We start from the raw sequence: 23662 nt of genomic DNA on the forward strand, positions 1-23662 counted from the left end.
CTTTTCATTGCGACGCAGCCGCGCCAAACTTGACAGGCGTCAAGTGAGGATACCAGGATGGGTGCCAGGTGACATCCACCACAGCGTGTCCTTTTTCAGGAGTGTCTAGATGGCGACCATCAACACCAAGGATTATCTGCTCGACCAGGCGAAACGACGTCTCACCCCGACGTTGAACAACCTGCCGCTCGGCCCGATCGAGCGGCGCCTCAGCGAGCGGGAGTGGCCGCAGTTCGTGCTGGCCGAGCCGCCGGCGGGATCCGGGCTCAAGCCCGTCATGGGTGACTCGGGTCTGCCGATCCTCGGGCACATGATCGAGGCGTTCCGCGGCGGCCCGGATTACGTGCTGAAGGTTTACCGCAAGTACGGGCCCGTGCACTACGCCCACTCCCCGGCGCTGTCGTCGGTGTCGGCGCTGGGACCCGACGCCACCCAGGAAGTCTTCTCCAACAAGAACAAGGACTACTCGCAGAAGGGCTGGCATCCGGTCATCGGCCCGTTCTTCAACCGCGGCCTGATGATGCTCGATTTCGAAGAGCACATGTACCACCGGCGGATCATGCAGGAGGCGTTCACCCGCACCCGGTTGACGGGCTACGTCGAGCACATCGACAAGGTGGCCTCGAAGGTGGTGGCCAACGACTGGGTGGCCAACGATGCGCGGTTCCTGCTGCACCCCGCGCTCAAGGAACTCACCCTTGACATCGCCTCGGTGGTGTTCATGGGCCACGAACCCGGCACCGACCACGAACTGGTCACCAAGGTGAACGAGGCGTTCGCGATCACCACCCGCGCCGGCGGCGCGATCATCCGCGCCAGCGTTCCGCCGTTCAAGTGGTGGCGTGGGCTGCGCGCGCGCAAGGTGCTCGAAGACTACTTCGAGGAGCGGGTCAAGGAACGCCGCGACTCGGGGGGCACCGACATGCTCTCGGTGCTCTGCCATTCCGAGGACGAGGACGGCAACCGCTTCACCGACGAGGACATCGTCAACCACATGATCTTCTTGATGATGGCCGCCCACGACACCTCGACGTCGACGCTGACCACGATGGGTTACCACCTCGCCGCCAACCCGGAATGGCAGGAACGGTGCCGCGACGAGTCGTCGCGGTTGGGTGACGGCCCGCTGGACATCGAGGCGCTGGAGAAGCTGGAGGCCCTCGACCTGGCGATCAACGAGTCGCTGCGGTTGGTCACCCCGCTGCCGTTCAACGTTCGCCAGGCGATCCGCGACACCGACCTGCTGGGCTACTACATCCCGGCGGGCACCAACATCGTGACGTGGCCCGGCATGAACCACCGGCTGCCGGAGCTGTGGACGAACCCCGAGAAGTTCGATCCCGACCGCTTCGCCGAACCGCGCGCCGAGCACAAGAAGCACCGGTATGCGTTCGCCCCGTTCGGCGGCGGCGCGCACAAGTGCATCGGCATGGTGTTCGGCCAGCTCGAGATCAAGACCGTGATGCACCGGCTGCTGCGCAAGTACCGCCTCGAGCTGCCACGCCCGGGTTACAAGCCGCGCTACGACTACGCCGGTATGCCGGTGCCGATGGACGGCATGCCGATCGTGCTGCGTCCGCTGCACTGACCTGCGGCGAAATCAAGCCGTCAGCAGCCGGTTGGCGCAGGCGATCACCGCGCCCAGCGCCGACTGTGTCGGGTCGTCCGCCAGGCCCATCGCCCATTGCGTGCGGGTGCCGTCGGAGCCCTGGATGAACGTCGCGGTGCACTCGTCGGCGGGCACCTGGTGAAATGCGGTCATCTCGACGGCGATGCCGTGCTCGTAGAGCATCGCGGTCAGCGCCGCGACGGGACCGGGCGCCGCTGCCGACGAGATGCTGGTGCGGTCGCCGATATCCAGGGTCGCCTGGTAGGTGCGGGCCTGGGGCCCGAGCCGGGTCGCGCGACGATGGCCGTCGGCGCATGACCAGCTGCGCAGCCGCAACGGTCCGGAGCTGGGCGAATACTCGGCGAGAAACGCTTCGAACGGCATCGCGGCCGCCTGTGCGCGCAGGGCGCGGGGCAACGGGGTGTGAAAGCGCGCCGCCGCTGCGCAAGCGGGTTGGTTGGTGATTGCGAGAGACATGTGTGCCGGGCTTCTGGTTCAGAGGAGTGACCGACGGAAATAGCAACGACCCACAGCGAGGGGTCGGTCGAGAAATCAGACCCCGCTGCGGGTTGCTACTACGAGTCGCCTCGGCACGGTGCCGATGCTAGACGCTCGACGCGCGGGCGCGCAATCGCATTTGTCTGTCCACGACACCACGACATGCCCGCGAGGTTCGCAGGCCGTAACGTGAGCGGCCGATGAACTGGGCGTTGCTATTCGCGGCGGGTGTGCTCGGCGGCCTCACCGGCAGTATCGCGGGACTCGCATCGGTGGCCACCTATCCGGCGCTGCTCGTCGCGGGTTTACCGCCGGTGACGGCCAATGTGACCAACACCGTGGCGCTGGTGTTCAACGGCGTCGGCTCCGTGCTGGGGTCTCGCCCCGAGCTGCGGGGGCAGGTCGCGTGGCTGCTGCGGATCACACCGGTGGCCGCGCTTGCCGGAGCGCTCGGCGCGGTCCTGCTGTTGTCGACGCCGCCGGAGGGCTTCGAGCGTCTCGTGCCGGTGCTGCTGGGGCTGGCGTCTCTGGCGATCCTGATGCCGCACGGCACTCCGGAAATGGCCATCGGGGACCATCGCCGTCCGACCTCCCGGGTGGCCCTCGAAGGCGCGGCGATCTTTCTGATCTGCGTCTACGGCGGCTACTTCGGTGCCGCGGCGGGCGTCCTGATGCTGGCTCTGCTGCTGCGGGTCGGCCATGCCACGCTCGCGCACGCCAACGCCGGCAAGAACTACATCAACGGCGTCGCCAACCTCGTTGCGGCCGTGGTGTTCGCGGTCACCGCGCCCGTGCAGTTGTGGGCGGTCCTGCCGCTCGGGCTCGGTTGCCTCATCGGCTCGCGGCTGGGTCCCGTCGTCGTCCGCCACGCCCCCGCCGGCCCGATGCGCGTGTTGATCGGCGCGGCCGGCCTGGCGGTGGCCGTCAAGCTCGCGTTCGACACCTACGGCTGACGGCACCCCCCCACCCCACCCCCGCCAGCAGACGCGAAAACCCCCGAAATCCGCTGTTTCTGGGGGTACAAGCGTCTGCTCGCCGGGAGGGGCGCCGCCTTCAGAGCCCGAACGGGTTGTCGCCCTTGGCGACTCGGGTACCGATCTCAATCAGGTTCTGCGCGTTGGCGTGTAACCGCTCACCGGCGTCCCGGCTGGCCTGACCGATGAGGAACCGCGACCACGTGCCTTCGATCACGATGCCCAGTTTGAAGCACGCCATCGCGACATACCATTCCAGGCTTGAGGTTTCGCGACCACCGGCGCCCAGATACGCCTGCAACAGCTCACGCCGTGTCGCGAGCCCACCGAGTTCGGCCAGCGCGGCGCCCGCGGTGATCGTGTTGGTCTCCAGCGGCCAGCAGATCAGCATCCAGCCCAGATCCAGGAGCGGGTCGCCGATCGTGCACATCTCCCAGTCGACGAACGCCGCCAGCTCCGGCTTATCCCGGCGCAGCAGCACGTTGCTCAAATGCGGGTCCCCGTGCAGAATCCCGGGGTGCCCGTCGGGCGGACGGTTGGCCTGCAGCCAGTCGGCGAGTTCACCGACGGCCAGCGATGCCGGGTCGTAGCGGTCGTGCCGATAGCTTTCCAGCAGCCGCAGAAACTGCGGAACCTGGCGCTCGAGAAAGGAACCCGGGCGTTTGAGTTCGGCCAGCGGGCTGCCTTCCCACGCCACGTTGCCGAGTTGGGCCAGGCTGGCCGCGTAGGACAGGCCGACCTGGTGGCGCATGCCCGGGTTCCGGACGTAGGCCTCGTCGACCTCGCTGCCGGGATTGAAGCCGTCCACCTCCTCCATCAGGTAGAACACCACCCCGAGCACGTCGAGGTCGTCGCAGCCGGCGATGAACCGTGGGTGCGGAACGTCGGTGCCCGCCAGGGTGCGAAGCGCCGCGATCTCGCGCAGCATCGTCTTGTCGCTCGTCGGGCGCGGGTGAAGGGGCGGGCGGCGCAACACCATCGGCCGCCCGTCGACCCGGATCCGCACGACGATGTTCTGGGTGCCGCCGGCCAGGGGTTCGACGTCGGTCACGGCCGAGCCCAGGTTCTGTTGACGCACCCAGCGCTGCAGCGCCTTCTGGTCGTCGTCGGTCAGGGTGGGTAGCTGCGGTACGGCGTCGGACATAGGCCCATCGTGTCAGGCTCTGCGCGCGGTCAGCAGCAGGTACTCCCATTCCATCGCGCCGCTCTGCAGGAAGCGGTCACCGAGACGGGTCAGCGCGGCGTCGAGTTCGGCGATCCGGTCCGGATCGTCCTCGATGTTGCGGTACGCGGCGATCGTCGGTCCGTACATCGAACTGAAGTAGTCGCGGAAGGCCGCCCCGTCGCTGAATCGGTCGACGGTCAGGGTGCGTCGCTCGGTGGCGACGTCGGCGACGCGATTGCCGAGCAGGGCGCGGACGTGGTCCTCGTTGCCCCACAGCGGCGGCGGTTGGGCGCCGGGCGGCGGGACCGCGACGTACGGCTTCATGGTGGCGAACAGCTCACCGATCTGGCCCTCGGGGGTCCAGCTCAGCAGCGCGATCGTGCCGCCCGGTTTGCACACCCGGGTCAACTCGTCGGCGGCCCGCTGGTGAAACGGGGCGAACATCACGCCGATGCAGGACATCACCACGTCGAACTCGGCGTCCCCGAACGGCAATTCGTGCGCGTCGGCCTCGCGCCATTCCAGCGTGACGCCCCGTTCGGTGGCCAGCCGGCTGCCGTGCTCCAGCAGTTCCGGGCACAGGTCGCTGGCGACGACGCGCGCTCCGGTGAGCGCGGCCGGGATCGCCGCGTTGCCAGTGCCCGCAGCGACATCGAGCACACGGTCGTCGGGGCCGATCTGGGCCGCGTCCACCAGAATCGGGCCCAGCGGCGAGACGATCTCGGCCGCGAGCGTCGGATAGTCACCGGACGCCCACATGACCCGGTGTTTGGCGGCGATCTGAGAATCGGCGGTGGCGGGGTTGTTCATGGCAGTACCTTCCCTGTGCGGTGCAGTTATCGTCCCGCGCACCGATCACCGCGATCCAGTACCAAATCTGTACCGGTCCTGGTTCGATATGTGTACTGCCCGTTGCGGTCGCGGAGGTGCACAGATGCCCGGATACGGCCAGTTCTGCCCTGTCGCCAAGGCAATGGAGCTGCTCGACGAGCGGTGGACGATGCTCGTCGTGCGCGAGCTGCTGCTGGGCAGCCGACACTTCAATGACCTGCGTCGCGGGGTGCCGAAGATGTCGCCGGCACTGCTGTCGAAGCGACTGAAATCGCTGGTTCGCGCAGGGGTTGTCGAGCGTGCCGACGTCGGCGGGCGCACCGCCTACACGCTCACCACGTGCGGCAAGGAACTGGCCGAGGTCGTCGACGCGCTGGGCGCCTGGGGCGTGCGTTGGATCGGTGAACTCGGGGAGGAGGATCTCGACCCGCACCTGCTGATGTGGGACATCCGCCGCACCGTTTCCATCGCCGAATGGCCGCGTGAACCGACCACGTTGGCGTTCCGCCTGACCGGGGTGGCGCCCAAGGCGGCACGGTGGTGGCTGGTGGTCGCCGACGGCCGCGCCGACGTGTGCGACTTCGACCCGGGCTACGACGTGGCGGGCACCGTTGAGACCAGCCTTCGGACCCTCACCCGGATCTGGCGCGGCGACGTGTCCTGGCGCCAAGCCATGCTCGACGGCAGCGTCTCGCTGGCCGGGCCGGCCGGGGTGCGCCGCGCCGTTCCGACGTGGATCGGCCAGTCGCTGCTCTCCGCGGTGCCGCGGCCGGCGTGAGCGGTCGGGCATCGTGAGCCATACGCCTGCTCGATCAGCGCTGCCCGCCCGACAGACACCGCCAGCCGGAACTGGATTCGGTTACGTGCTGCTGGTCGTGACCCTGGCCATCAGCGACTTCACCATCGCTGACGCGGTCATCCCTTCGATCGTGCGCGATCTCAACCTGTCGGTCAGCGACCTCGGACGTTCGTTCACTGCTTATTTCGCCGCCGCGGCGGCATCCATGGTCCTGATGGGGCGCCTCGGCGATGTCCTCGGGCGGCGTCGGCTTCTGCTCGTCGCGGTGGCGCTGTTCGCCGCCGGCACGCTGTTGAGCGGCATCGCTTGGGACTCAACGACATTCTTCGGCGGTCGGGTACTCGCGGGGCTCGCACTGGCCGCGGCGTTACCCAACGGGCTTGGCGTGCTCAACGCGCTCTATCCGTCGACGGGGCACGACCGTGAGCGGGCATTCGGGCTGTGGGCCACCGCGATCGGTGCGGCCGCCGTGCTGGGTCCGCTCATCGCAGGCGCCGCGGCCGCCACCTCGGTCAGCTGGCGATGGGCATTCCTCGGCGCCATTCCGCTCGGCCTGATCGCAGGCGTCGGCATCCGGGCAAAGATCCCCGACAACGAGCCGCGCGGTCGAAGCCACATCGATCTCGGTGGGGCACTGCTGCTCGCCGTGGCGGTCGGAGGTCTGGCCCTTGCCGTCGACACCGGCGCGCGTGACTGGATCGGCCCACCGGATCGGGCATCCGGCTACCCGCTGCTGCCCGCCGTCCTGCTGCTTGTCAGCGCTGCGGCGTTCGTTGCGCTGCTCGCGGTGCAGCGACACCGGTTCCGGCGCGGACGCGAGGTCATCGCACCACCCGCGGTGCTTCGGTCGCCGTCGTTTCGCCTGGCCACCATCGGCTCGGCGTTCATGTCCGTGGGTGACACCGGTTTTCAGCTGGCCTTGCCACTGCTGCTGGGATTTGTGCTCGGCGCAACGGAGTTCGGCGTCGGAGCCGTACTCGCCTGCTACGGCGTCGGGGCGTTGTTCGGAGGCCCGATCGCGGCCCGACTCAGCCGTCGCTTCGATGACCAGCTGGTGGCGAGGCTGGCGCTCACTTCGCTGCCGCTGCTGTTGCTGGCACTGTTGCCGTTCCTTTCCGAACACGCGCCCCTCGCCGCCATCGCAGCGCTGCTGGTGGCATACGGATTGGCATGGGCGATCGCCTATGCCCGCCTCGTCAACATGTCGTATCAGGAAGTGCCCGAACAGGATTCGGCGGTGGCCGGTGGCGTCCAGAGCGCGATGCGGCTGCTGGCAGGCGCGTTGGGGGCCGCCATCCTGACGGCGATGTTCGCCGGCGTGGCGGCACACCGAGCCGACGACGCCGACGACCTCGACGCCGCCACGCACATCGCCGTCGCCGAGAGCCTCGACCCGTCCGACGTCATCAGCTCCCATCAGCGCCTTGATCCCGATCCGCAACCACTGTCCGCCGACGGCGGCGCCGCTCGCGTTGCCGAGGACGCCTACACCGCTGGGGCGCGGGCGGTCATCCTGCTGGCCGCCGCCATCACCGCGATCGCGCTTGTGGTGGCGCTGCGTATCCCCAGGCCGCCGCTCAGGCGATAACCGGACGCTGCAGACGCTGGCGCACCGCTTCAAGGAAGGGGTGCGCATCCTCGTCGAGGTAATCGGCCGGTGGACGCCAGTCGATCCGACCCATTTTCCCGGCGAAAAGCCCGTATCCGATCAATTCCTGCAGGCGGGGTTCGAAGCGCCGCACCAGCTCGCGGGGAATGCTCAGCTGCTGATTGACCTGTTGACGCAGGAAGCCTGCGCAGTAGTTGATCGTCAAGGCCGGGCGGGCCTCCCCGGTCCGGTTCGCCCCGGCGGTATGCCAGAGGCTCCCGTTCCAGATGAGCGCGTCGCCCGGTGCCATCTCGATGGGCTGGGCTTCTGGGTATGGCGCGGTTGGCATTTCGGCCCAGCGGTGCGAGCCCGGCACAACCTGGGTAGCGCCGTTCTCCGCGGTGAACTCGCACAGTGCGACCAGCGCGTTGCACAACAGCGGCAGGTGCGGTCGCGGTAGCGGGTACATCTCGTCGTCGCAGTGCAGCCGTTGAGCGACTGCGCCGGGCAACTGGTTGCTCGTCATGAACCACGACAGAAGACAGTCGCTACCGAGGACGCCCTCCACCACCGGTAGCAATCGGGGGTGGACAGGCAACGGCTCATAACACGACCCGTGCAGCAGCAGGTTGTCGATGCGGACCCAGTCGTGGTCGGCAACTGTCACCGGCGCTCGTCCGGGCTGGGCGAAACCTTTGACGACGGTGTTGGAATTGGCGATGACGGTCGGCAGTTCACGTTCGAGCCGAGCCGTGTCCTCGAGAAATGCCTGCACCGCCGCCGGGTCGAACACGCCCTTGACAACGGTGTAGCCCACCTCGTCGATTTCACCGACGTGGCGTTCGACCGTACTTGGGGGCGGCGCCGGCGTGGCTTGCGGGCCGGCCGTCATCAGGACGGCAACAGGTCTATTTCGTCGCCACCGCTCGTGCGGTCTTCATCCTTGTTGTCCTCGATTGACGGAGTCGTGTTGTCCTCGTCCATGACAATTCCTTTCGCGGAACCCAATTCAACATGGGTACCACGAAAGAGCAGGTATTGGATCAATATTTCGATAATGCCGGTCGCCCGCGCACTCAGTCGAGGATGCCCGTCGTCGTCACACCCGGTATTCCAGGCACGGGTCGACACCGTTGATGACGCCCTCGCGGAACGCCTTGACCCTTGCCCATCCGGCGCCTTGGCGTTCGACGTCCCCATCGCCACGGAAGACCAGCAGTGCGGTGATGCCTTCGTCGAGATCGCCGGGCGAGATGCTGAAGCTACTGGTGTCCGGACGGTTGTGGAGGATGACGCTGGCGGTGTAGGCACCGGCCAGGCAGTCACCGCGCAGTGTGGAGGTCTTCTCGTCGGATTGGTCGCCGAGCCGGGTCAACGCCGCCAGACCCCATTGGGTGGCCAACAACGTGGCTACGGCGTAATCCCCACCCTGTCGGTACACCTCGGGCATGGCGACGACGTTGTCCCAGGCGACGTAATCCTCTGGGATGCAGTAGAACAAGGCGTAACCGTCGGCGGATTGCCCGCCGCATGACGGCGGGTCGTCAGGGTCGAACGGTTCGATGTTGTGCAACGGCGGCCACGGCTTCCCGCCGGTCACCTCCGGGTACACGTGCGTCCAGTAGTCCTCGATGTCGTAGGGCACGCCGTTGATCACCGACCCGTAAGGCGCGTCGCCGCCACTCGCCGCGTCCTCGTAGGTGCTGAACGGCAACTCGAACACCATCGGCTCGTCGTCGCGGTAGTCCTTGCACCTCGTCACACCGTTGTCGTATCCGTCCTGGAACGCGCTTACCCGGTCGAAGCCGCTGCCATGGGCGTTCGGATCGATTTTCGAGGTGCCGGGTGTGTCGCGTAACTCGAGTACGCCGGCGAGCGCGGTGTCCAGGTCGGCGGCGTTGACGTCGAATACGTTGTCGTCCTGTGCATGCCGTGCCCATGCGCCCGCGAAGCAGTCGGCTTGCAGTTCCCGGGTGACGGTGCGCGCGGTAAAGTTCGACCGGGCTTGCACGGCGTGGCCCCACTCGTGCGCCATCACGACCGGGATGACGAAATCACCGAACTTCGACTGTAATTCGGGAAGCAACCCCTCGGCGTCCCAGGCCACCACGTCCTTGGTCGAGCAATAGTACGCATTGCCTCCCACCTCACTCACGTCTTCGGCACACGGCGGAGCGGGCCCGGCTGATGACGGATCGACGGCGAAGTACCCGCCTGCAATCGGGGTGTACTCCTCGTCATAGAGCTCGGGGAACTGCGCCGTCCAATACCGTTCGAGGTCGGCGATGGCCTGAATCGCTGTCTGGTTCACCGGGTTCGAGACATCGCCTTCGATGGTGATGGTGCTGGTGTCCGCCGGACCGCCGTCACCGTCTGCCGGAGCCTGCGGCCGCGGGGCCGCGCACGCCGTCAGCAGTAACAGCGCCGCCGCGACCGCGGAAGCCCTGACGTACATGTGCGAACATTAATCGCCGGCTTCGTTTCAGGGACAGCATTTCGCCGAAGCGCCGAGCGGTCAGTCGAGGATACGCCGGGCCACGTTGGTGGTGACCAGGTCGAGCAGTTCGTCCGCGCGTCCCGCCAGGATCGTCCGAATTGCATACAGCGAGAAGCCTTTAGCCTGTTCGACGGTGATGGCTGGCGGTATCGACAGTTCCTGACGTGCGGTGACCACGTCGACCACGGCGGGCCCGTTGAATGCAAACGCGTCGACGAGGGCCTGGTACAGATCGGCGGGCCGCTCGACGCGGCGGCCGAAGATACCCATGGCCTGTGCGACGGCGGCGAAGTCGGGGTTGACGAGGTCGGTGCCGAAGTTGACGATCCCCGCGGCCTTCATCTCGAGCTCGACGAAGTTCAGCGACGAGTTGTTGAAGACGATCACCTTCACCGGCAGCTCGTTCTGGATCAGCGTCACCAGCTCGCCGAACAACATCGTCAGCCCACCGTCGCCGGCCAGCGCGACGACCTGGCGGCCGGGCTGTGCGGTCTGCGCGCCGATCGCGTGCGGCAAGGCGCACGCCATGGTGCCGTGGTTGAACGAGCCGATCAGCCGCCTGCGTCCGTTCATGGTGACGTATCGCGCCGCCCACACCACGGGCGAGCCGACATCGACGGTGAACACCGCGTCGTCGGAGGCGAGCTGATCGGCAAGGCCCGCAACGTATTCCGGCCGAATGGGGGTGCGGTCACGGTCGTTGACGGCCAGTTCGTCCATCGCCTTGCGGGTCTTGCGGTAGTGGCGCAGCGAGCGGTCGAGGTGCTCGCGGTCGGTCTTCTGCGAAAGTAGTGGCTGCAGCGCGCCCACCGTGTCGGCGACGGTGCCCACCAACCCGAGATCGATCGGCGTGCGGCGGCCGAGATGCCGGCCACGGATGTCGACCTGGATGACCTTCGCGTGGTCCGGGAAGAACTGCGGATAGGGGAAATCGGTGCCCAGCATGAGCAGCGCGTCGGCCTCCTTCATGGCCTTGTAGCCCGAGGCGAAACCGAGCAGACCCGTCATGCCGACGTCGAACGGGTTGTCGTACTCGATGAACTCCTTGCCGCGCAACGCGTGTACGACCGGCGCGTTGAGCGTGCCCGCCAACTGGATCAGCGCGTCGTGTGCGCCTACCACCCCGGCCCCGCCCAGGATCGTCACCGCCTGCGCGTCGTTGAGGATGGCGGCGGCCGCCCGCAGCGATTCGTCGTCGGGACGCATGCTCGAGCGCGTCGCGGTGATCGGTCGCGCCGCCCAGCCCGACGCGTCGGCGCGCTGCAGGAAGATCTCCCCCGGGATGACCACCACCGCCACCCCGCTGTCCTCCACGGCGGCGCGCATCGCCATCTCGAGGATCCGGGGCGCCATCTCGGGGGTGCTGACCAGTTCGCAGTACACGCTGCACTCGCGGAAAAGCTGTTGCGGGCGGGTTTCCTGGAAGTAGTCGGACCCGATCTCGGTGCGCGGGATGTGCGCGGCGATCGCCAGCACCGGCACCCGGCTGCGTTGCGCGTCGTACAGCCCGTTGATCAGGTGCAGGTTGCCCGGACCGCAGCTGCCCGCGCAAACCGCCAACCCGCCGGTCAGCGCGGCGTCGGCGGCCGCCGCGAACGCCGCGGTCTCCTCGTGGCGGACGTGCTCCCAGCTGATCTCGCCCGACCGGCGGATCGCGTCGGTGAACCCGTTGAGGCTGTCGCCCGGCAGGCCGTAGACCCGGCGCACGCCGCTGACCCGCAGGGCCTCGAGGAGGTGTTCGGCGACGGTCGCCACGCCGCTCACCCTAGTGCGATTTCGGCGCGCTCATGCCCCCTCACCGTCGATAAGCGCGCCGAAATCACGTCTTTACTTGGGGGCGAAGCGCTGGCCCGCGTCCAGCCGCAGGCACTGGCCGTTGAGCATCGGGTTCTCGACGATCGCGGCCACCAACTTCGCGTACTCCTCGGGCTTGCCGAGCCGCTTGGGGAACGCCGCGTCCTTGGTCAGCGCCTTGGCGAACTCGTCCGGGATGCCCTCGGTCAGCCCGGTCGCGAACAGGCTCGGGGCGATCGCGAGCGCGCGGATGCCCAGGCTGCCCATGTCGCGCGCCATGGTCAGGCACATCCCGGCGATCGCGGCCTTGGACGCGGTGTAGGCCACCTGCCCGATCTGACCCTCGAACGCGGCGATCGAGGCGGTGTTGATGATGACGCCGCGCTCCTCCTGCTCGTCGTCGACCGGATCCTGCTTGCTCATCTGCCAGCCCGCGAGCCTGCTGATGTTGAAGGTGCCGATGAGGTTGAGGTCGACACACTTGCGGAAGGTATCCAGGCTGTGCGGCCCGTCCTTCTTGACGGTGCGCTCGGCCGCGCCGCCGCCGGCGGTCGTCACAATGATGTGCAGCCCGCCCAGCGCATCGATGGCCTGCTGCAGCACCTTCTCGGTGCCGTCGAAGTCGGTGACGTCGACCTCGAAGAAGGACCCACCGATCGCGTCGGCGACTTCCTTGCCCTTCGACTGCGGGCGGTCCAGCACGGCCACGCTCGCGCCGCGCTTGGACAACAGCTCGGCGGTCGCCTTGCCGAAGCCGGACGCCCCACCGACGATGATGGCCTTCTTACCCTCGATCTCCATCTAGCCGCCTTTCCAAAAACTGGACAAATCGTAAAGGAACTTAGCGGACGGCATTCGTCGGCGACCCGCTCGGGTCCTCCCGGCAGTACCTTGAACGACATGGCCGAACCGGCTCGCGAGACGAGGGCGCTGGCGGGGATCGCCGCGGCGGCGGTGGCGCTGGGTGTGACACAACTGCTCGCGGTCGGGTTCGGCCCGCAGGCCGACGCCCGCACCGCGGTCGGATCGGTCGTCATCGACATAACGCCCGGCCCGGTCAAGGAGTGGGCCATCGCGACGTTCGGGATGGCCGACAAGCTGGTGCTTTCGGTGCTGGTGCTGGCGGTGATCGCGCTCGTCGCCGCGCTGACCGCGACGCTGGAGAGCCGCCGCGCACCGGTGGGAAGCGTCGCGATCGTGCTGGCCGGGGTCGCCGGGTGCGTGGCGGTGCTGTCGCGCCCGGAGGCGACGCTCGCCGACGTCGTGCCGACCCTGGTGGGCACCGCATGCGGGGTCGCGGTGCTGCGCCTGCTCGTCTGCGGACGCATCACCGACCGCCCGGCCGACGACCGGGCCGACCCGGGCCGGCGGTTGTCCCTGCTCGCCCTCGGGGTTCTCGCCGCGGGCGCGGTCACCGGGGTGGCCGGAGTGGTGTTGTCGCGCCTGACGTCGTCGGTGTCGGCCGATCGCGACGCCTTCGTGTTACCCCGCGCCGACGCGGCGGCGCCCCCGGTCGGGCCCGACGTGCAGCCCAAAGGCGCCGGGGACGTGGCGTTGCCGTCGTTCATCACCGACAACGACGAGTTCTACCGGATCGACACCGCGCTGACCGTGCCGCAGCTCAGCCGTACCGACTGGCAGCTCACCATCCACGGCATGGTGGACCGCGAAACCACCTACCGGTTCGACGATCTGCAACGCTTCGAGGCGATCGAGAAGCTGGTGACGCTGACGTGCGTGTCCAATCCGGTCGGCGGCGACCTCATCGGCAACGCCGCGTGGAGCGGATATCGGGTGCGAGACCTGCTGGCGGAGGCGGGAATTCATCCCGACGCCGACATGGTGCTGTCGACATCCGTCGACGGGTTCACCGCGGGCACGCCCGTCGAGGCGCTCACCGACGGCCGTGACGCGTTGTTGGCGGTCGGCATGAACGGCGAGCCGCTACCCACCGAGCACGGATATCCTGCCCGCCTCGTCGTGCCCGGACTGTATGGGTACGTGTCGGCCACCAAGTGGGTCGTCGACCTCGAGGTCACCCGGTTCGACCGCGCCGAGGCCTACTGGACGAAGCGCGGCTGGTCGGCGCGCGGTCCCATCAAGACCCAGTCCCGCATCGACGTGCCCCGCAGCGGTCAGAGCCTCGCTCCCGGCCCGGTGACGTTCGGCGGCGTGGCATGGGCGCAGCACCGCGGGATACGCGGCGTCGAGGTCCGCATCGACGGTCCCGGCGGGACCGATGGCTGGCGCCAGGCCGACCTCGGCGCGAGCTACTCCGACGACACCTGGCGGCTGTGGAGCTTTGCGTGGCAGGCCGAGCCGGGCCCGCACACGATCACCGTGCGGGCCACCGACAACACCGGCGCCGTGCAGACCGAGCAGGTCGCCGACCCGGTGCCCGACGGGGCGTCGGGCTGGCACACGGTGTCGTTCACCGTCACTTGACCTCCCGGCGAGCGTGCGTGTCAGAGGGCGACACGCCGGGAACTGCCGCGAGTTCATGCACGCTCGCGCCGTGTCGGGGGGCCGTGCCAGGCTGGTCTGGTGCAGCTGCTTGACGTCGCCGCCGCGTCGGCCGAGGTGGGCACCTCCTCGGCGCGGCTGGCCAAGATCGCCCGGATCGCCGATGTGCTGCGGCAGGCCGCCGATGATCCCGCTCGGGTGGCGATCGTCGTCTCCTGGTTGTCCGGTGAGCTTCCGCAACGCCAGATCGGAGTCGGCTGGGCGGCGCTGCGTTCGGTGCCCGACCCCGCAGCCGAGCCGTCGCTGACGGTGCTGCAGGTCGACGCGCGGTTCACCGAGATCGGGCAGGTGGCGGGCAAGGGCTCTCAAGCGCGACGGGCCGGCTTGCTCGCCGACCTGTTCGGCAGGGCCACCGACGCCGAGCAGACCTTCCTGCGCCGGTTGCTCAGCGGGGAGTTGCGCCAGGGCGCGCTGGTCGGGGTGATGGCCGATGCGGTGGCCAAAGCCGCGGACGTCGCCCCGGCCGCGGTGCGACGCGCCGCCATGCTCGGCGGTGCGCTGCCCGCCGTCGCCGCCGCTGCGTTGACGGACGGCGAGGCGGGGCTGGCACAGTTCACGCTTCAGGTCGGCCGTCCGGTCGGGCCGATGCTGGCACAGACTGCCGCCGGGGTCGGTGAAGCGCTCGAACGGCTCAGCGGCGCAGCTGTTTTCGAAGCCAAGCTCGACGGCGCCCGGGTCCAGATCCACCGTTCCGGCGATGAGGTGGCCATCTACACCCGCAGCCTCGACGACGTCACCGCACGCCTGCCCGAGGTCGTCGACGCCGCGCTGGCCTGGCCGGTGACCGACCTGATCGCCGACGCCGAGGCGATCGCGCTGCGCCCCGACAACCGTCCGCACCGGTTTCAGGTCACCGCCTCCCGGTTCGGCCGGTCGGTCGACGTCGAGGCGGCGCGGACGGCCCAGCCCTTATCGGTGTTCGTCTTCGACGTGCTGCACCTCGACGGCATTGACCTGCTGGACCTGCCCACCAGCGAGCGCATCTCCGCGCTGGACACCATCGTCCCCGACATCCAGCGGGTGGACCGCCTCGTCACCGGCGACGTCGACGCCGCCCAGCGTTTCCTGGATGTGACGCTGGCCGCGGGCCACGAAGGCGTCATGGCGAAGTCGCCGACGGCGCCGTACGAGGCCGGCCGCCGCGGCGCGGGCTGGCTCAAGGTCAAACCCGTGCACACGCTCGATCTGGTGGTGCTCGCGGTGGAATGGGGTTCGGGCCGGCGCACCGGCAAGCTGTCCAACATCCACCTCGGCGCCCGAGACCCCGAGTCCGGCGGGTTCGTCATGCTCGGAAAGACCTTCAAGGGCATGACCGACGCGATGCTGGAATGGCAGACCGCCCGGTTCCTGGAACTGGCCGACGGAGCCGCGCAGGCGGCGACATCGGAGACAAGCGTGACCGACGGGCACGTGGTCAAGGTGCGGCCCGAGCAGGTTGTCGAGATCGCGTTCGACGGCGTGCAGACCTCGTCGCGATATCCCGGCGGCATGGCGCTGCGGTTCGCCCGGGTGCTGCGCTACCGCGACGACAAGAGCCCCGCCGAGGCCGACAGCATCGACACGGTTCGCGACTTCTACCAGCGCGGGAGCTAAAGCCGCCGTTTTGGCACACCGCCCGCGCGGCCGGTGAAAGGATCGCGGACATGGCATCTTTCACCACCGAATCCGACCGGATCGAGGAAACCAGAGGCGATGTCACCTATATCCGCACCGACAAGGATTTGCCTCCGGTCGCGATCATCGACCGGTCCCCGATCACCGCCAAACACCGGATCATCTTCGGCGTCATCGCGGTCCTCGGCGCCATCTCCTGGGCCGTGATCGCGTTCTTCCGCGGTGAGACGGTCAACGCGGTGTGGTTCGTCATCGCGGCGATCTGCACCTACGTGATCGGGTTTCGCTTCTATGCCCGGCTGATCGAGATGAAGGTGGTCCGGCCGCGCGACGACCACGCCACTCCCGCCGAGATCTTCCAGAACAACACCGACTACATGCCGACCGACCGGCGTGTGCTGTTCGGGCACCACTTCGCCGCGATCGCAGGCGCGGGACCACTGGTCGGCCCGGTGCTGGCCATGCAGATGGGTTATCTGCCCGGCACCATCTGGATCATCATCGGGGCGGTGTTCGCCGGTTGCGTCCAGGACTTTCTGGTGCTGTCCATCTCGACGCGCCGGCGTGGCCGCTCGCTCGGCCAGATGGCTCGCGACGAACTCGGCGCGATCGGCGGGGCGGCCGCGATCGTCGGGGTCCTCGTCATCATGGTGATCCTGCTCGCCGTGCTGGCACTTGTGGTGGTGCAGGCGCTGGCGCAAAGCCCGTGGGGCGTGTTCTCGATCGCGATGACCATCCCGATCGCGCTGTTCATGGGCGTCTACCTACGCTTCCTGCGCCCCGGACGGGTGTCGGAAGTGTCGTTGATCGGTGTCGCGCTGCTGTTGCTCGCGGTTATCTCCGGCAACTGGGTCGCCGAAACGAGTTGGGGCGCAAACTGGTTCAACCTGTCCCCGGTGGTCCTGTCATGGTGTCTGATCATCTACGGCTTCGCCGCGTCGGTGCTGCCGGTGTGGCTGCTGCTGGCTCCCCGCGACTACCTGTCCACCTTCATGAAGGTCGGCACCATCGCCCTGCTCGCCGTGGGCATCCTGCTGGCCCGGCCGATCATGGAGGCGCCCGCGGTTTCCAACTTCGCGACCGCCGGCACCGGCCCGGTGTTCGCAGGCTCGTTGTTCCCGTTCCTGTTCATCACGATCGCCTGTGGTGCGCTGTCGGGATTTCACTCGTTGATCGCATCGGGCACCACACCCAAGCTGCTGGAGAAGGAAAGCCAGATGCGGTTGATCGGCTACGGCGGAATGATGACCGAGTCGTTCGTCGCGATCATGGCGCTGATCACCGCGGCGATCCTCAACCCGCACCTGTACTTCGCGATCAACGCCCCCGCCGCCTCGACGGGGGGCACCGCGGAAACCGCGGCCGCATATGTCAATTCGCTGCCGATCGGCGGCGAACCGATCACCGCGGAGCAGATCGCCCAAGCCGCCCAGGACGTCGGCGAGGAGACGATCGTGTCCAGGACCGGCGGCGCGCCGACGTTGGCGTTCGGGATGTCCGAGGTGCTCAGCAAGGTGTTCGGCGGGGACACGTTCAAGGCCTTCTGGTACCACTTCGCGATCATGTTCGAGGCGTTGTTCATCCTCACCACGGTCGACGCCGGCACTCGGGTGGCACGGTTCATGCTGTCCGACGGGATGAGCAACCTCGGCGGTCCGCTGCGCAAGCTGAAGGACCCGAGTTGGCGTGTCGGCGCATGGATCTGCAGCATCATCGTCGTCGCCGCGTGGGGCAGCATCCTGCTGATGGGCGTGACCGACCCGCTCGGTGGAATCAACACCCTGTTCCCGCTGTTCGGCATCGCCAACCAGTTGCTCGCGGCGATCGCGCTGACGGTTGTCACGGTGGTGGTGATCAAGAAGGGTCACCTCAAATGGGCGTGGATACCGGGCATTCCGCTGCTGTGGGACCTCGTGATCACCTTGACGGCGTCGTGGCAGAAGATCTTCTCTGGGGACTCCAGGGTGGGCTACTGGACGCAGCACTTCGCCTACCGCGCGGCGCAGGAGCAGGGCCTGCAGTCGTTCGGCGCGGCCAAGAACCCCGATCAGATCAGCGATGTCGTCCGCAACACGTTCATCCAGGGCACGCTGTCGATCGTGTTCGCTGTGCTGGTCGTCATCGTGTTCATCACCGGGGTCATCATGGTGTTGCGGGTGTTGCGCGGTACCGCGACGCCGACGACCGAGGATGATCCCGTGCCGTCGCGCATCTTCGGCCCGTCCGGGCTCATCGCGACCAAGTACGAGAAGGAGGTGCAGAAGCAATGGGACGCGTTACCGAAATCGTCCGCAGGATCGGTTGGTACTGGGGCACATACGTAGGGGACCTGATGGGCGACACCCATTACCGTCGTTACGTCGAACATCGCATGCGCACCCATCCCGGTGAGCCGGTGCTCTCCGAGCGCGACTACTGGCGGATGCGCCACGCGGCCGCCGATGCGAACCCGGGCGCGCGCTGCTGCTGATCGCTGTTGCGCTGACGGTCGCACCCGCCCGGAACTCAGGTGGCGTTCGATGACCCTGAACGCAATTTCGCGCGGATACCGTCGAAGCAGGGTACTGTTGGCCATACGGTAAGGCACTCAGAAAGGTCGGCGTGATGAATAAGGACGAGATGATCTTGGTCAGTGTTGATGATCACATCGTCGAGCCGCCGGATATGTTCAAGAATCATCTGCCCAAGAAGTATTTGGATGAGGCGCCGCGGTTGGTGCATAACGCCGATGGGTCGGATACCTGGCAGTTTCGTGATGTGGTGATTCCGAATGTGGCGTTGAATGCGGTGGCGGGTCGTCCCAAGGAGGAGTACGGCCTGGAGCCGCAGGGGTTGGATGAGATCCGGCCGGGGTGTTGGCAGGTTGATGAGCGCATCAAGGATATGAATGCCGGCGGGATTTTGGGGTCGATGTGCTTTCCGTCGTTTCCGGGGTTTGCCGGGCGGTTGTTTGCCACCGAGGATCAGGAGTTTTCGCTGGCGTTGGTCAAGGCCTACAACGATTGGCATGTTGAGGAGTGGTGTGGGGCCTATCCGGCGCGGTTTATTCCGATGACGTTGCCGGTGATCTGGGATCCGGTGCAGTGTGCCAAGGAGATCCGGCGCAATGCTGCGCGTGGGGTGCATTCGTTGACGTTCACCGAGAACCCGGCGGCGATGGGTTATCCCAGCTTCCACGACTTCGACCATTGGAAGCCGATGTGGGATGCGCTGGTGGACACCGAGACGGTGCTCAACGTGCACATCGGGTCTTCGGGGCGGTTGGCGATCACCGCGCCGGATGCGCCGATGGATGTGATGATCACGCTGCAGCCGATGAACATCGTGCAGGCCGCCGCCGATCTGTTGTGGTCGCGCCCGATCAAGGAGTACCCGACGCTCAAGATCGCCTTGTCGGAGGGCGGCACGGGCTGGATTCCGTACTTTTTGGAGCGGGTGGATCGCACCTTTGAGATGCATTCGACCTGGACCGGTCAGGACTTCGGCGGCAAGCTGCCCTCAGAAGTGTTCCGCGAGCACTTCTTGACCTGCTTTATCGCTGATCCGATCGGGGTGGCCACCCGCGACAGGATCGGGGTGGACAACATCTGCTGGGAGGCCGACTACCCGCACAGTGACTCGATGTGGCCCGGGGCCCCCGAACAACTGCACGAGGTGCTCAGCGCCAACCACGTCCCCGACGACGAAATCAACAAGATGACCTACCAAAACGCCATGCGCTGGTATCACTGGGACCCCTTCACCCACATCCCCAAAGACCAAGCCACCGTCGGCGCCCTACGCAAAGCCGCCGAAGGCCACGACGTCTCCATCAAAGCCCTCTCCAACCACGAAAAGGGCACCCGCGGAGACGCATTGCACGCCGCCGCGCGAGGTAACTCCGGCGAGAACTAGCTCATCGAATAGCGCAGCGGCAAGTGCTTGAGCCCGCCGACGAACGTCGTCGCGACGTACTCCGGGGCGCCGGCGAGCTCGACCGATCGCAACCGCGGCAGCAGTTCGGTGAAAAAGCTGTTGACCTCCATGCGCGCCAACGCCGCGCCGAGGCAGAAGTGCACACCGTATCCGAACGACACGTGCTTGTTCGGGTCGCGCGTCACGTCGAAACGAAACGGATCGTCGAACACATCCTCGTCGCGGTTACCCGAAACATAAGACAGCAGAACCGATTCGCCCGCGGCGATCGGCACGCCGCGCACCGCGGTGTCCTCGGCGGCGGTGCGCATGAACGCCTTGACCGGGGTGACCCAGCGGATCATCTCCTCGGTCGCCAGCGGCATGAGGCTCAAATCGTCTCGCAGTTTGGCGTGTTGATCGGCGTTCTCGATGAGCGCGAGCATCCCGCCCGAAATGGTGGCGCTCGTCGTGTCGTGGCCGGCGGCGGCCACGATCGCGTAGTAGGACATGGTGGCGATGTCTGACAGCGGTTCGCCGTCGACGGTGGCGTTGGCGATCGCGGAGGCCAGATCCTCTGTCGGCTGTTCCCGACGCGCCTTGGTCAGAGCGGTGAAGTACTCGAACATCTCCAGCAGCGCCGACATCTGCTCGGCCTGCTCGGCGCCGCGCTTGAACTCGTCGTCGTCGCTGCCGAACAGTTCCTGGGTGAGTTTGAGCATGAGCGGGAAGTCGGCCTCGGGCACCCCCAACAGCGACATGATGACGTAGAGCGGAAAATTGACCGCGACCTGCTGGACGAAGTCACATTCGGGGCCCAGCGCCGCCATCTTGTCGACGTGGATCTTGGCGAGCTCGTCGACGCGAAGCTTCAACGCGCGCATGGCCTTCGGCCGAAACCAGTCCGCTCCGATCGCGCGCATCACCCGATGCTCCGGGTCGTCCATGTGGATGAGCGTGCGAACTCCGATCGCCGCCTGTTGTTCGTCGCCCTCCGCCGTCACCAGCACCGGGCGCGGGGAGTTGGTGAACAGCAGGTTGTCCCGTTCGATGTCCATGATGTCGGTGTGTTTGGTGATCGCCCAGAACGGCCGGTAGTTCGGTACGTCGACCCACGACACCGGGGCCTCGGAGCGCAAACGGGTCAGCGCCTCGTGAAGTTTCACCTCGTCGGTGTAGGCCGTCGGGGTGGCGAACACCTTGGCGTTTTCGTCCGTGACGCGCGTACTCATCGATGACTCCTCACTCACTGACTCGGCTGGCCGCGCAGTTCCGCCAGCACCTCGGCGACGGTGTCGTCCTCGATCGATCGGGGAAAGCCGACCAGCACACGATCGATCACTCCGTCGCACCGTTCCCGGATCGCCTTGGCCACCTCGCTGATCGGAGCGACGACGGCAAAGGTCTCCAGCACCTCGTCGTCGATCAGCGCGCCCATCGTGTCCCACTCCCCCTGCTGGCTCAGCCGGTGCAGTTCGGTGTGCAGGTCGTCCCAGCCGTGTAACGCAAGCACTTTGCGATAGGCCGGGGTTGAACCGTAGAAGGCGATCTGCTTGCGGGTGCCCACCGCATTCGCGGCGACCTCTGCGTCGTCGGCGCCGGTGACGACGAAAACCGGTGCGCTCACCTGGAAGTCGGCTCGGCTACGGCCGGAGCGCGCCATGCCACGCTGCAGCGCCGGAATGGTCACCTCCTCGAAATAGCGCTTGGTGGTGAACGCGTGGGCCAGCACCCCGTCGGCGACCTCACCGCACATTTCGGTCATCGCTTCCCCGACGGCGGCGATGAACACCTTTGGGAAGGGGTAGGAGTGGGCCTCGGGAGTGAACATCGGCGTCATCAGCTTGTGGGTGTAGAAGTCGCCCTCGAACTGCAGCCTGGTGCCGTCGCGCCAGCATTCCCAGATCGCGTGCAGCGCCAGCACGAACTCCCTCATCCGCGCCACCGGTCGGCTCCACGGCATGCTGAACCGCTTCTCGATGTGCGCCTGCACCTGCGAGCCGAGCCCGAGCATGAGGCGGCCCTTCGAGTAGTCCTGCAGATCCCAGCCGACGTTGGCCACCGTCATCGGATTACGCGCGAACGCCACCGCGATGCTGGTACCGAGCTGGATCCGCGTCGTGTGTTCGGCGGCCAGCACCAGCGGAAGAAACGGGTCGTGATTGACTTCGGCTGTCCAGCAACAGTCATACCCACGTCGCTCGAGCGTGACGGCCGCGTTCGCGACGTCGGCCAGTCGGCTGGAAACGGCCCCGTCGACCGCGAGGTCGGCGCCATCACCCATGGTCGTAGACGCTACAGTAAGCAATTCAGTATGGTCAACGTGACCATCCCGGTGCGACGATCGCCGTGGACGACAGGAGTGGTGCATGACCAAGGCTGACGACTGGGAAGACACGCTCGGCGAGCTTTCCCGGCGGCGTCAGAACGCGTACGCCATGGGCGGCACGGAACGACTCGCCAAACACCACGGCAAAGGCAAGCTCGACGCCCGCGCCCGGATCGACCATCTGGTCGACAAGGGCACCTTCCGCGAGTTCGGCACGCTGGTCGGCGGCGACATCGCAGCCGACGGCATCGTGGCCGGCTCCGGGCTGGTCGACGGCAAACCGGTGATGATCGGCGCCGAGGATTTCACGACGCTGGCCGGCAGCATCGGCCCCGGCGGAAACGCCAAGCGGTATCGGTTGGCGGAATTGGCGTTGCGCGACAAGGTGCCGCTGGTGATGCTGCTCGAGGGGGCGGGGTTCCGGCCCAGCGGGGAGCACTACGGTCGCACGCCGACCGACCTGATCGCCCAGGCGCAATGCTCCGGCAAGGTGCCGACGGTAGCCGGTCTGCTCGGGCCCTCCGCGGGCCACGGCGCGCTCGTCGCTCCCGTCTGCGACTGGACGATCATGAGCCAGCAGGGCGCGATCTTCACCGCGGGACCGCCCGTGGTGAAAGAGTCGACGGGCGAAGAGATCTCGAAGGAGGATCTGGGCGGGCCGACGGTCGCGCTCGCCAGCGGTGTGATTCACAACTTCGCCGACGACGATGAAGCCGTGCTCGACGATATCCGGCGTTATCTGTCGTACTTCCCCGCCAGCGCCTGGTCGTATCCCGAGCCGCTGCCCGCCGACGAGGCGGCCGCGCCGCGGACCACCGACGAGCTGCTGGACATCGTGCCGCGCGGCAACCGCCGCGTCTACGACATGCGCCGCGTCCTCGACGTGGTGTTCGACCGCCCGGACTGGTTCGAGGTGCAACCGAAGTTCGGGCCCGCGATCATCTGCGCGCTGGCGCATTTGGGCGGTCATCCGGTCGCGGTCGTGGCGAACCAGCCCCAGGTGCTCGCCGGCTCCATCGATGCGGATGCGGCGGACAAGGCGGCTCATTTCATCATGGTGGCCGACTCGTTCCACCTCCCGATCGTCTTCCTCGCCGACAACCCCGGGATGCTGCCCGGCAGCCGCTCGGAGAAGAGCGGGGTGCTGCGCAGCGGTGCCCGGATGTTCGCCGCGCAGACGGCCGCGACGACCATCAAGCTGCACGTCACGTTGCGCAAGGCCTACGGCTTCGGGTCGATGGTCATGTCGCTGTTGGGATTTGACAACCAGAGCGCGACCTTCGCCTATCCCGGCGCCACCATGGGGGCGATGAGCGCCGCCGCACTGAGCAAGGCCTCCCACGCCGCCGAAGACGTCGAGGCCCGGCTACGGAAGATGGAGGTCGAGGCGTCGTTCCGCTCAGCGAGCCACCTCGGCTTCGACGACCTGATTCATCCCGAGGAGACGCGCAACGCGCTGCTGTCGGCTCTGCAGCGGGCGGTCTACAGTCGTCAGGCCGCCCCGGAACCGGTGGCCCGCACGGTCATCACACCCTGATCGGTGATTT

The 23662-nt window shown here is 67.2% G+C and carries 19 protein-coding genes; 10 read left to right on the forward strand and 9 right to left on the reverse strand.

All coding sequences use genetic code 11. The features are described from left to right. Positions 1-109 precede the first annotated feature (109 nt). On the forward strand, positions 110-1588 hold the full coding sequence (locus G6N28_RS02630; protein ID WP_163896906.1) for a cytochrome P450: 1479 nt from the start codon (positions 110-112) through the stop codon (positions 1586-1588). Positions 1589-1600: 12 nt separating this feature from the next. On the opposite strand, the gene G6N28_RS02635 is transcribed toward G6N28_RS02630, so the two are convergent. After that, positions 1601-2086 (reverse strand): 2-isopropylmalate synthase, encoded by a 486-nt coding sequence (locus tag G6N28_RS02635; RefSeq protein WP_163896907.1) that lies wholly within the window; start codon positions 2084-2086, stop codon positions 1601-1603. Positions 2087-2307: 221 nt separating this feature from the next. Here G6N28_RS02635 and G6N28_RS02640 point away from each other — a divergent pair, with 221 nt between their 5' ends. After that, positions 2308-3060, forward strand: coding sequence for a sulfite exporter TauE/SafE family protein (locus G6N28_RS02640; RefSeq protein WP_163896908.1), 753 nt, complete (start codon positions 2308-2310; stop codon positions 3058-3060). A 100-nt stretch (positions 3061-3160) separates the two neighbouring features. Here G6N28_RS02640 and G6N28_RS02645 read toward each other — a convergent pair whose 3' ends face one another. Together G6N28_RS02645 and G6N28_RS02650 are read right to left on the reverse strand one after the other, a co-directional pair. Next, positions 3161-4225: a phosphotransferase family protein gene (locus G6N28_RS02645; protein WP_163896909.1), complete on the reverse strand. Its 1065-nt coding sequence runs from the start codon at positions 4223-4225 to the stop codon at positions 3161-3163. Between the two features lie 12 nt (positions 4226-4237). Further along, positions 4238-5056 carry a class I SAM-dependent methyltransferase gene (locus G6N28_RS02650; RefSeq protein ID WP_163896910.1) on the reverse strand — a complete coding sequence of 273 codons (819 nt, stop codon included), beginning with the start codon at positions 5054-5056 and terminating at the stop codon, positions 4238-4240. 124 nt (positions 5057-5180) lie between these two features. Here G6N28_RS02650 and G6N28_RS02655 point away from each other — a divergent pair, with 124 nt between their 5' ends. Together G6N28_RS02655 and G6N28_RS02660 are read left to right on the forward strand one after the other, a co-directional pair. Beyond that, positions 5181-5855, forward strand: coding sequence for a winged helix-turn-helix transcriptional regulator (locus tag G6N28_RS02655; protein ID WP_163896911.1), 675 nt, complete (start codon positions 5181-5183; stop codon positions 5853-5855). Positions 5856-5940: 85 nt separating this feature from the next. Further along, complete coding sequence (locus G6N28_RS02660) at positions 5941-7464, forward strand: MFS transporter (protein ID WP_163896912.1); 1524 nt, start codon at positions 5941-5943, stop codon at positions 7462-7464. On the opposite strand, the gene G6N28_RS02665 is transcribed toward G6N28_RS02660, so the two are convergent. From G6N28_RS02665 to G6N28_RS02680, 4 genes are all read right to left on the reverse strand, one after another. Further along, positions 7454-8356: a phytanoyl-CoA dioxygenase family protein gene (locus G6N28_RS02665; RefSeq protein WP_163896913.1), complete on the reverse strand. Its 903-nt coding sequence runs from the start codon at positions 8354-8356 to the stop codon at positions 7454-7456. The genes G6N28_RS02660 and G6N28_RS02665 overlap by 11 nt on opposite strands. Positions 8357-8563: 207 nt before the next feature. Next, a complete protein-coding gene (locus G6N28_RS02670) occupies positions 8564-9919 on the reverse strand; it encodes a neutral zinc metallopeptidase (RefSeq protein ID WP_163896914.1) in 1356 nt (451 codons plus the stop codon). A gap of 60 nt (positions 9920-9979) precedes the next feature. Further along, complete coding sequence (gene poxB, locus G6N28_RS02675) at positions 9980-11716, reverse strand: ubiquinone-dependent pyruvate dehydrogenase (RefSeq protein ID WP_163896915.1); 1737 nt, start codon at positions 11714-11716, stop codon at positions 9980-9982. Between the two features lie 72 nt (positions 11717-11788). Further along, positions 11789-12556, reverse strand: coding sequence for an SDR family NAD(P)-dependent oxidoreductase (locus tag G6N28_RS02680; protein WP_163896916.1), 768 nt, complete (start codon positions 12554-12556; stop codon positions 11789-11791). A 99-nt stretch (positions 12557-12655) separates the two neighbouring features. On the opposite strand from G6N28_RS02680, the gene G6N28_RS02685 reads away from it, so the two are divergent. The 5 genes from G6N28_RS02685 (at position 12656) to G6N28_RS02705 (ending at position 19786) form a co-directional block, all read left to right on the forward strand. Then, positions 12656-14200 (forward strand): molybdopterin-dependent oxidoreductase, encoded by a 1545-nt coding sequence (locus G6N28_RS02685; RefSeq protein WP_163896917.1) that lies wholly within the window; start codon positions 12656-12658, stop codon positions 14198-14200. Positions 14201-14299: 99 nt separating this feature from the next. Continuing rightward, positions 14300-15871: an ATP-dependent DNA ligase gene (locus G6N28_RS02690; RefSeq protein ID WP_163896918.1), complete on the forward strand. Its 1572-nt coding sequence runs from the start codon at positions 14300-14302 to the stop codon at positions 15869-15871. A gap of 50 nt (positions 15872-15921) precedes the next feature. Beyond that, positions 15922-18216 carry a carbon starvation CstA family protein gene (locus G6N28_RS02695; protein ID WP_163896919.1) on the forward strand — a complete coding sequence of 765 codons (2295 nt, stop codon included), beginning with the start codon at positions 15922-15924 and terminating at the stop codon, positions 18214-18216. Then, on the forward strand, positions 18159-18362 hold the full coding sequence (locus tag G6N28_RS02700; protein WP_163896920.1) for a YbdD/YjiX family protein: 204 nt from the start codon (positions 18159-18161) through the stop codon (positions 18360-18362). The genes G6N28_RS02695 and G6N28_RS02700 overlap by 58 nt, the downstream gene beginning before the upstream one ends. A 134-nt stretch (positions 18363-18496) precedes the next feature. After that, positions 18497-19786 carry an amidohydrolase family protein gene (locus G6N28_RS02705; RefSeq protein ID WP_163896921.1) on the forward strand — a complete coding sequence of 430 codons (1290 nt, stop codon included), beginning with the start codon at positions 18497-18499 and terminating at the stop codon, positions 19784-19786. Here G6N28_RS02705 and G6N28_RS02710 read toward each other — a convergent pair. After that, positions 19783-21018: a cytochrome P450 gene (locus G6N28_RS02710; protein ID WP_163896922.1), complete on the reverse strand. Its 1236-nt coding sequence runs from the start codon at positions 21016-21018 to the stop codon at positions 19783-19785. The genes G6N28_RS02705 and G6N28_RS02710 overlap by 4 nt on opposite strands. Positions 21019-21032: 14 nt before the next feature. Next, the gene (locus G6N28_RS02715) at positions 21033-22070 is read right to left on the reverse strand and encodes an LLM class F420-dependent oxidoreductase (protein ID WP_163896923.1); all 1038 of its coding nucleotides are present in this window, start codon (positions 22068-22070) and stop codon (positions 21033-21035) included. Between the two features lie 85 nt (positions 22071-22155). On the opposite strand from G6N28_RS02715, the gene G6N28_RS02720 reads away from it, so the two are divergent. Continuing rightward, positions 22156-23652: an acyl-CoA carboxylase subunit beta gene (locus tag G6N28_RS02720; RefSeq protein WP_163896924.1), complete on the forward strand. Its 1497-nt coding sequence runs from the start codon at positions 22156-22158 to the stop codon at positions 23650-23652. Positions 23653-23662: the final 10 nt, after the last annotated feature.

The organism is Mycolicibacterium pulveris, assembly GCF_010725725.1.
GTDB classification, from domain to species: domain Bacteria; phylum Actinomycetota; class Actinomycetes; order Mycobacteriales; family Mycobacteriaceae; genus Mycobacterium; species Mycobacterium pulveris.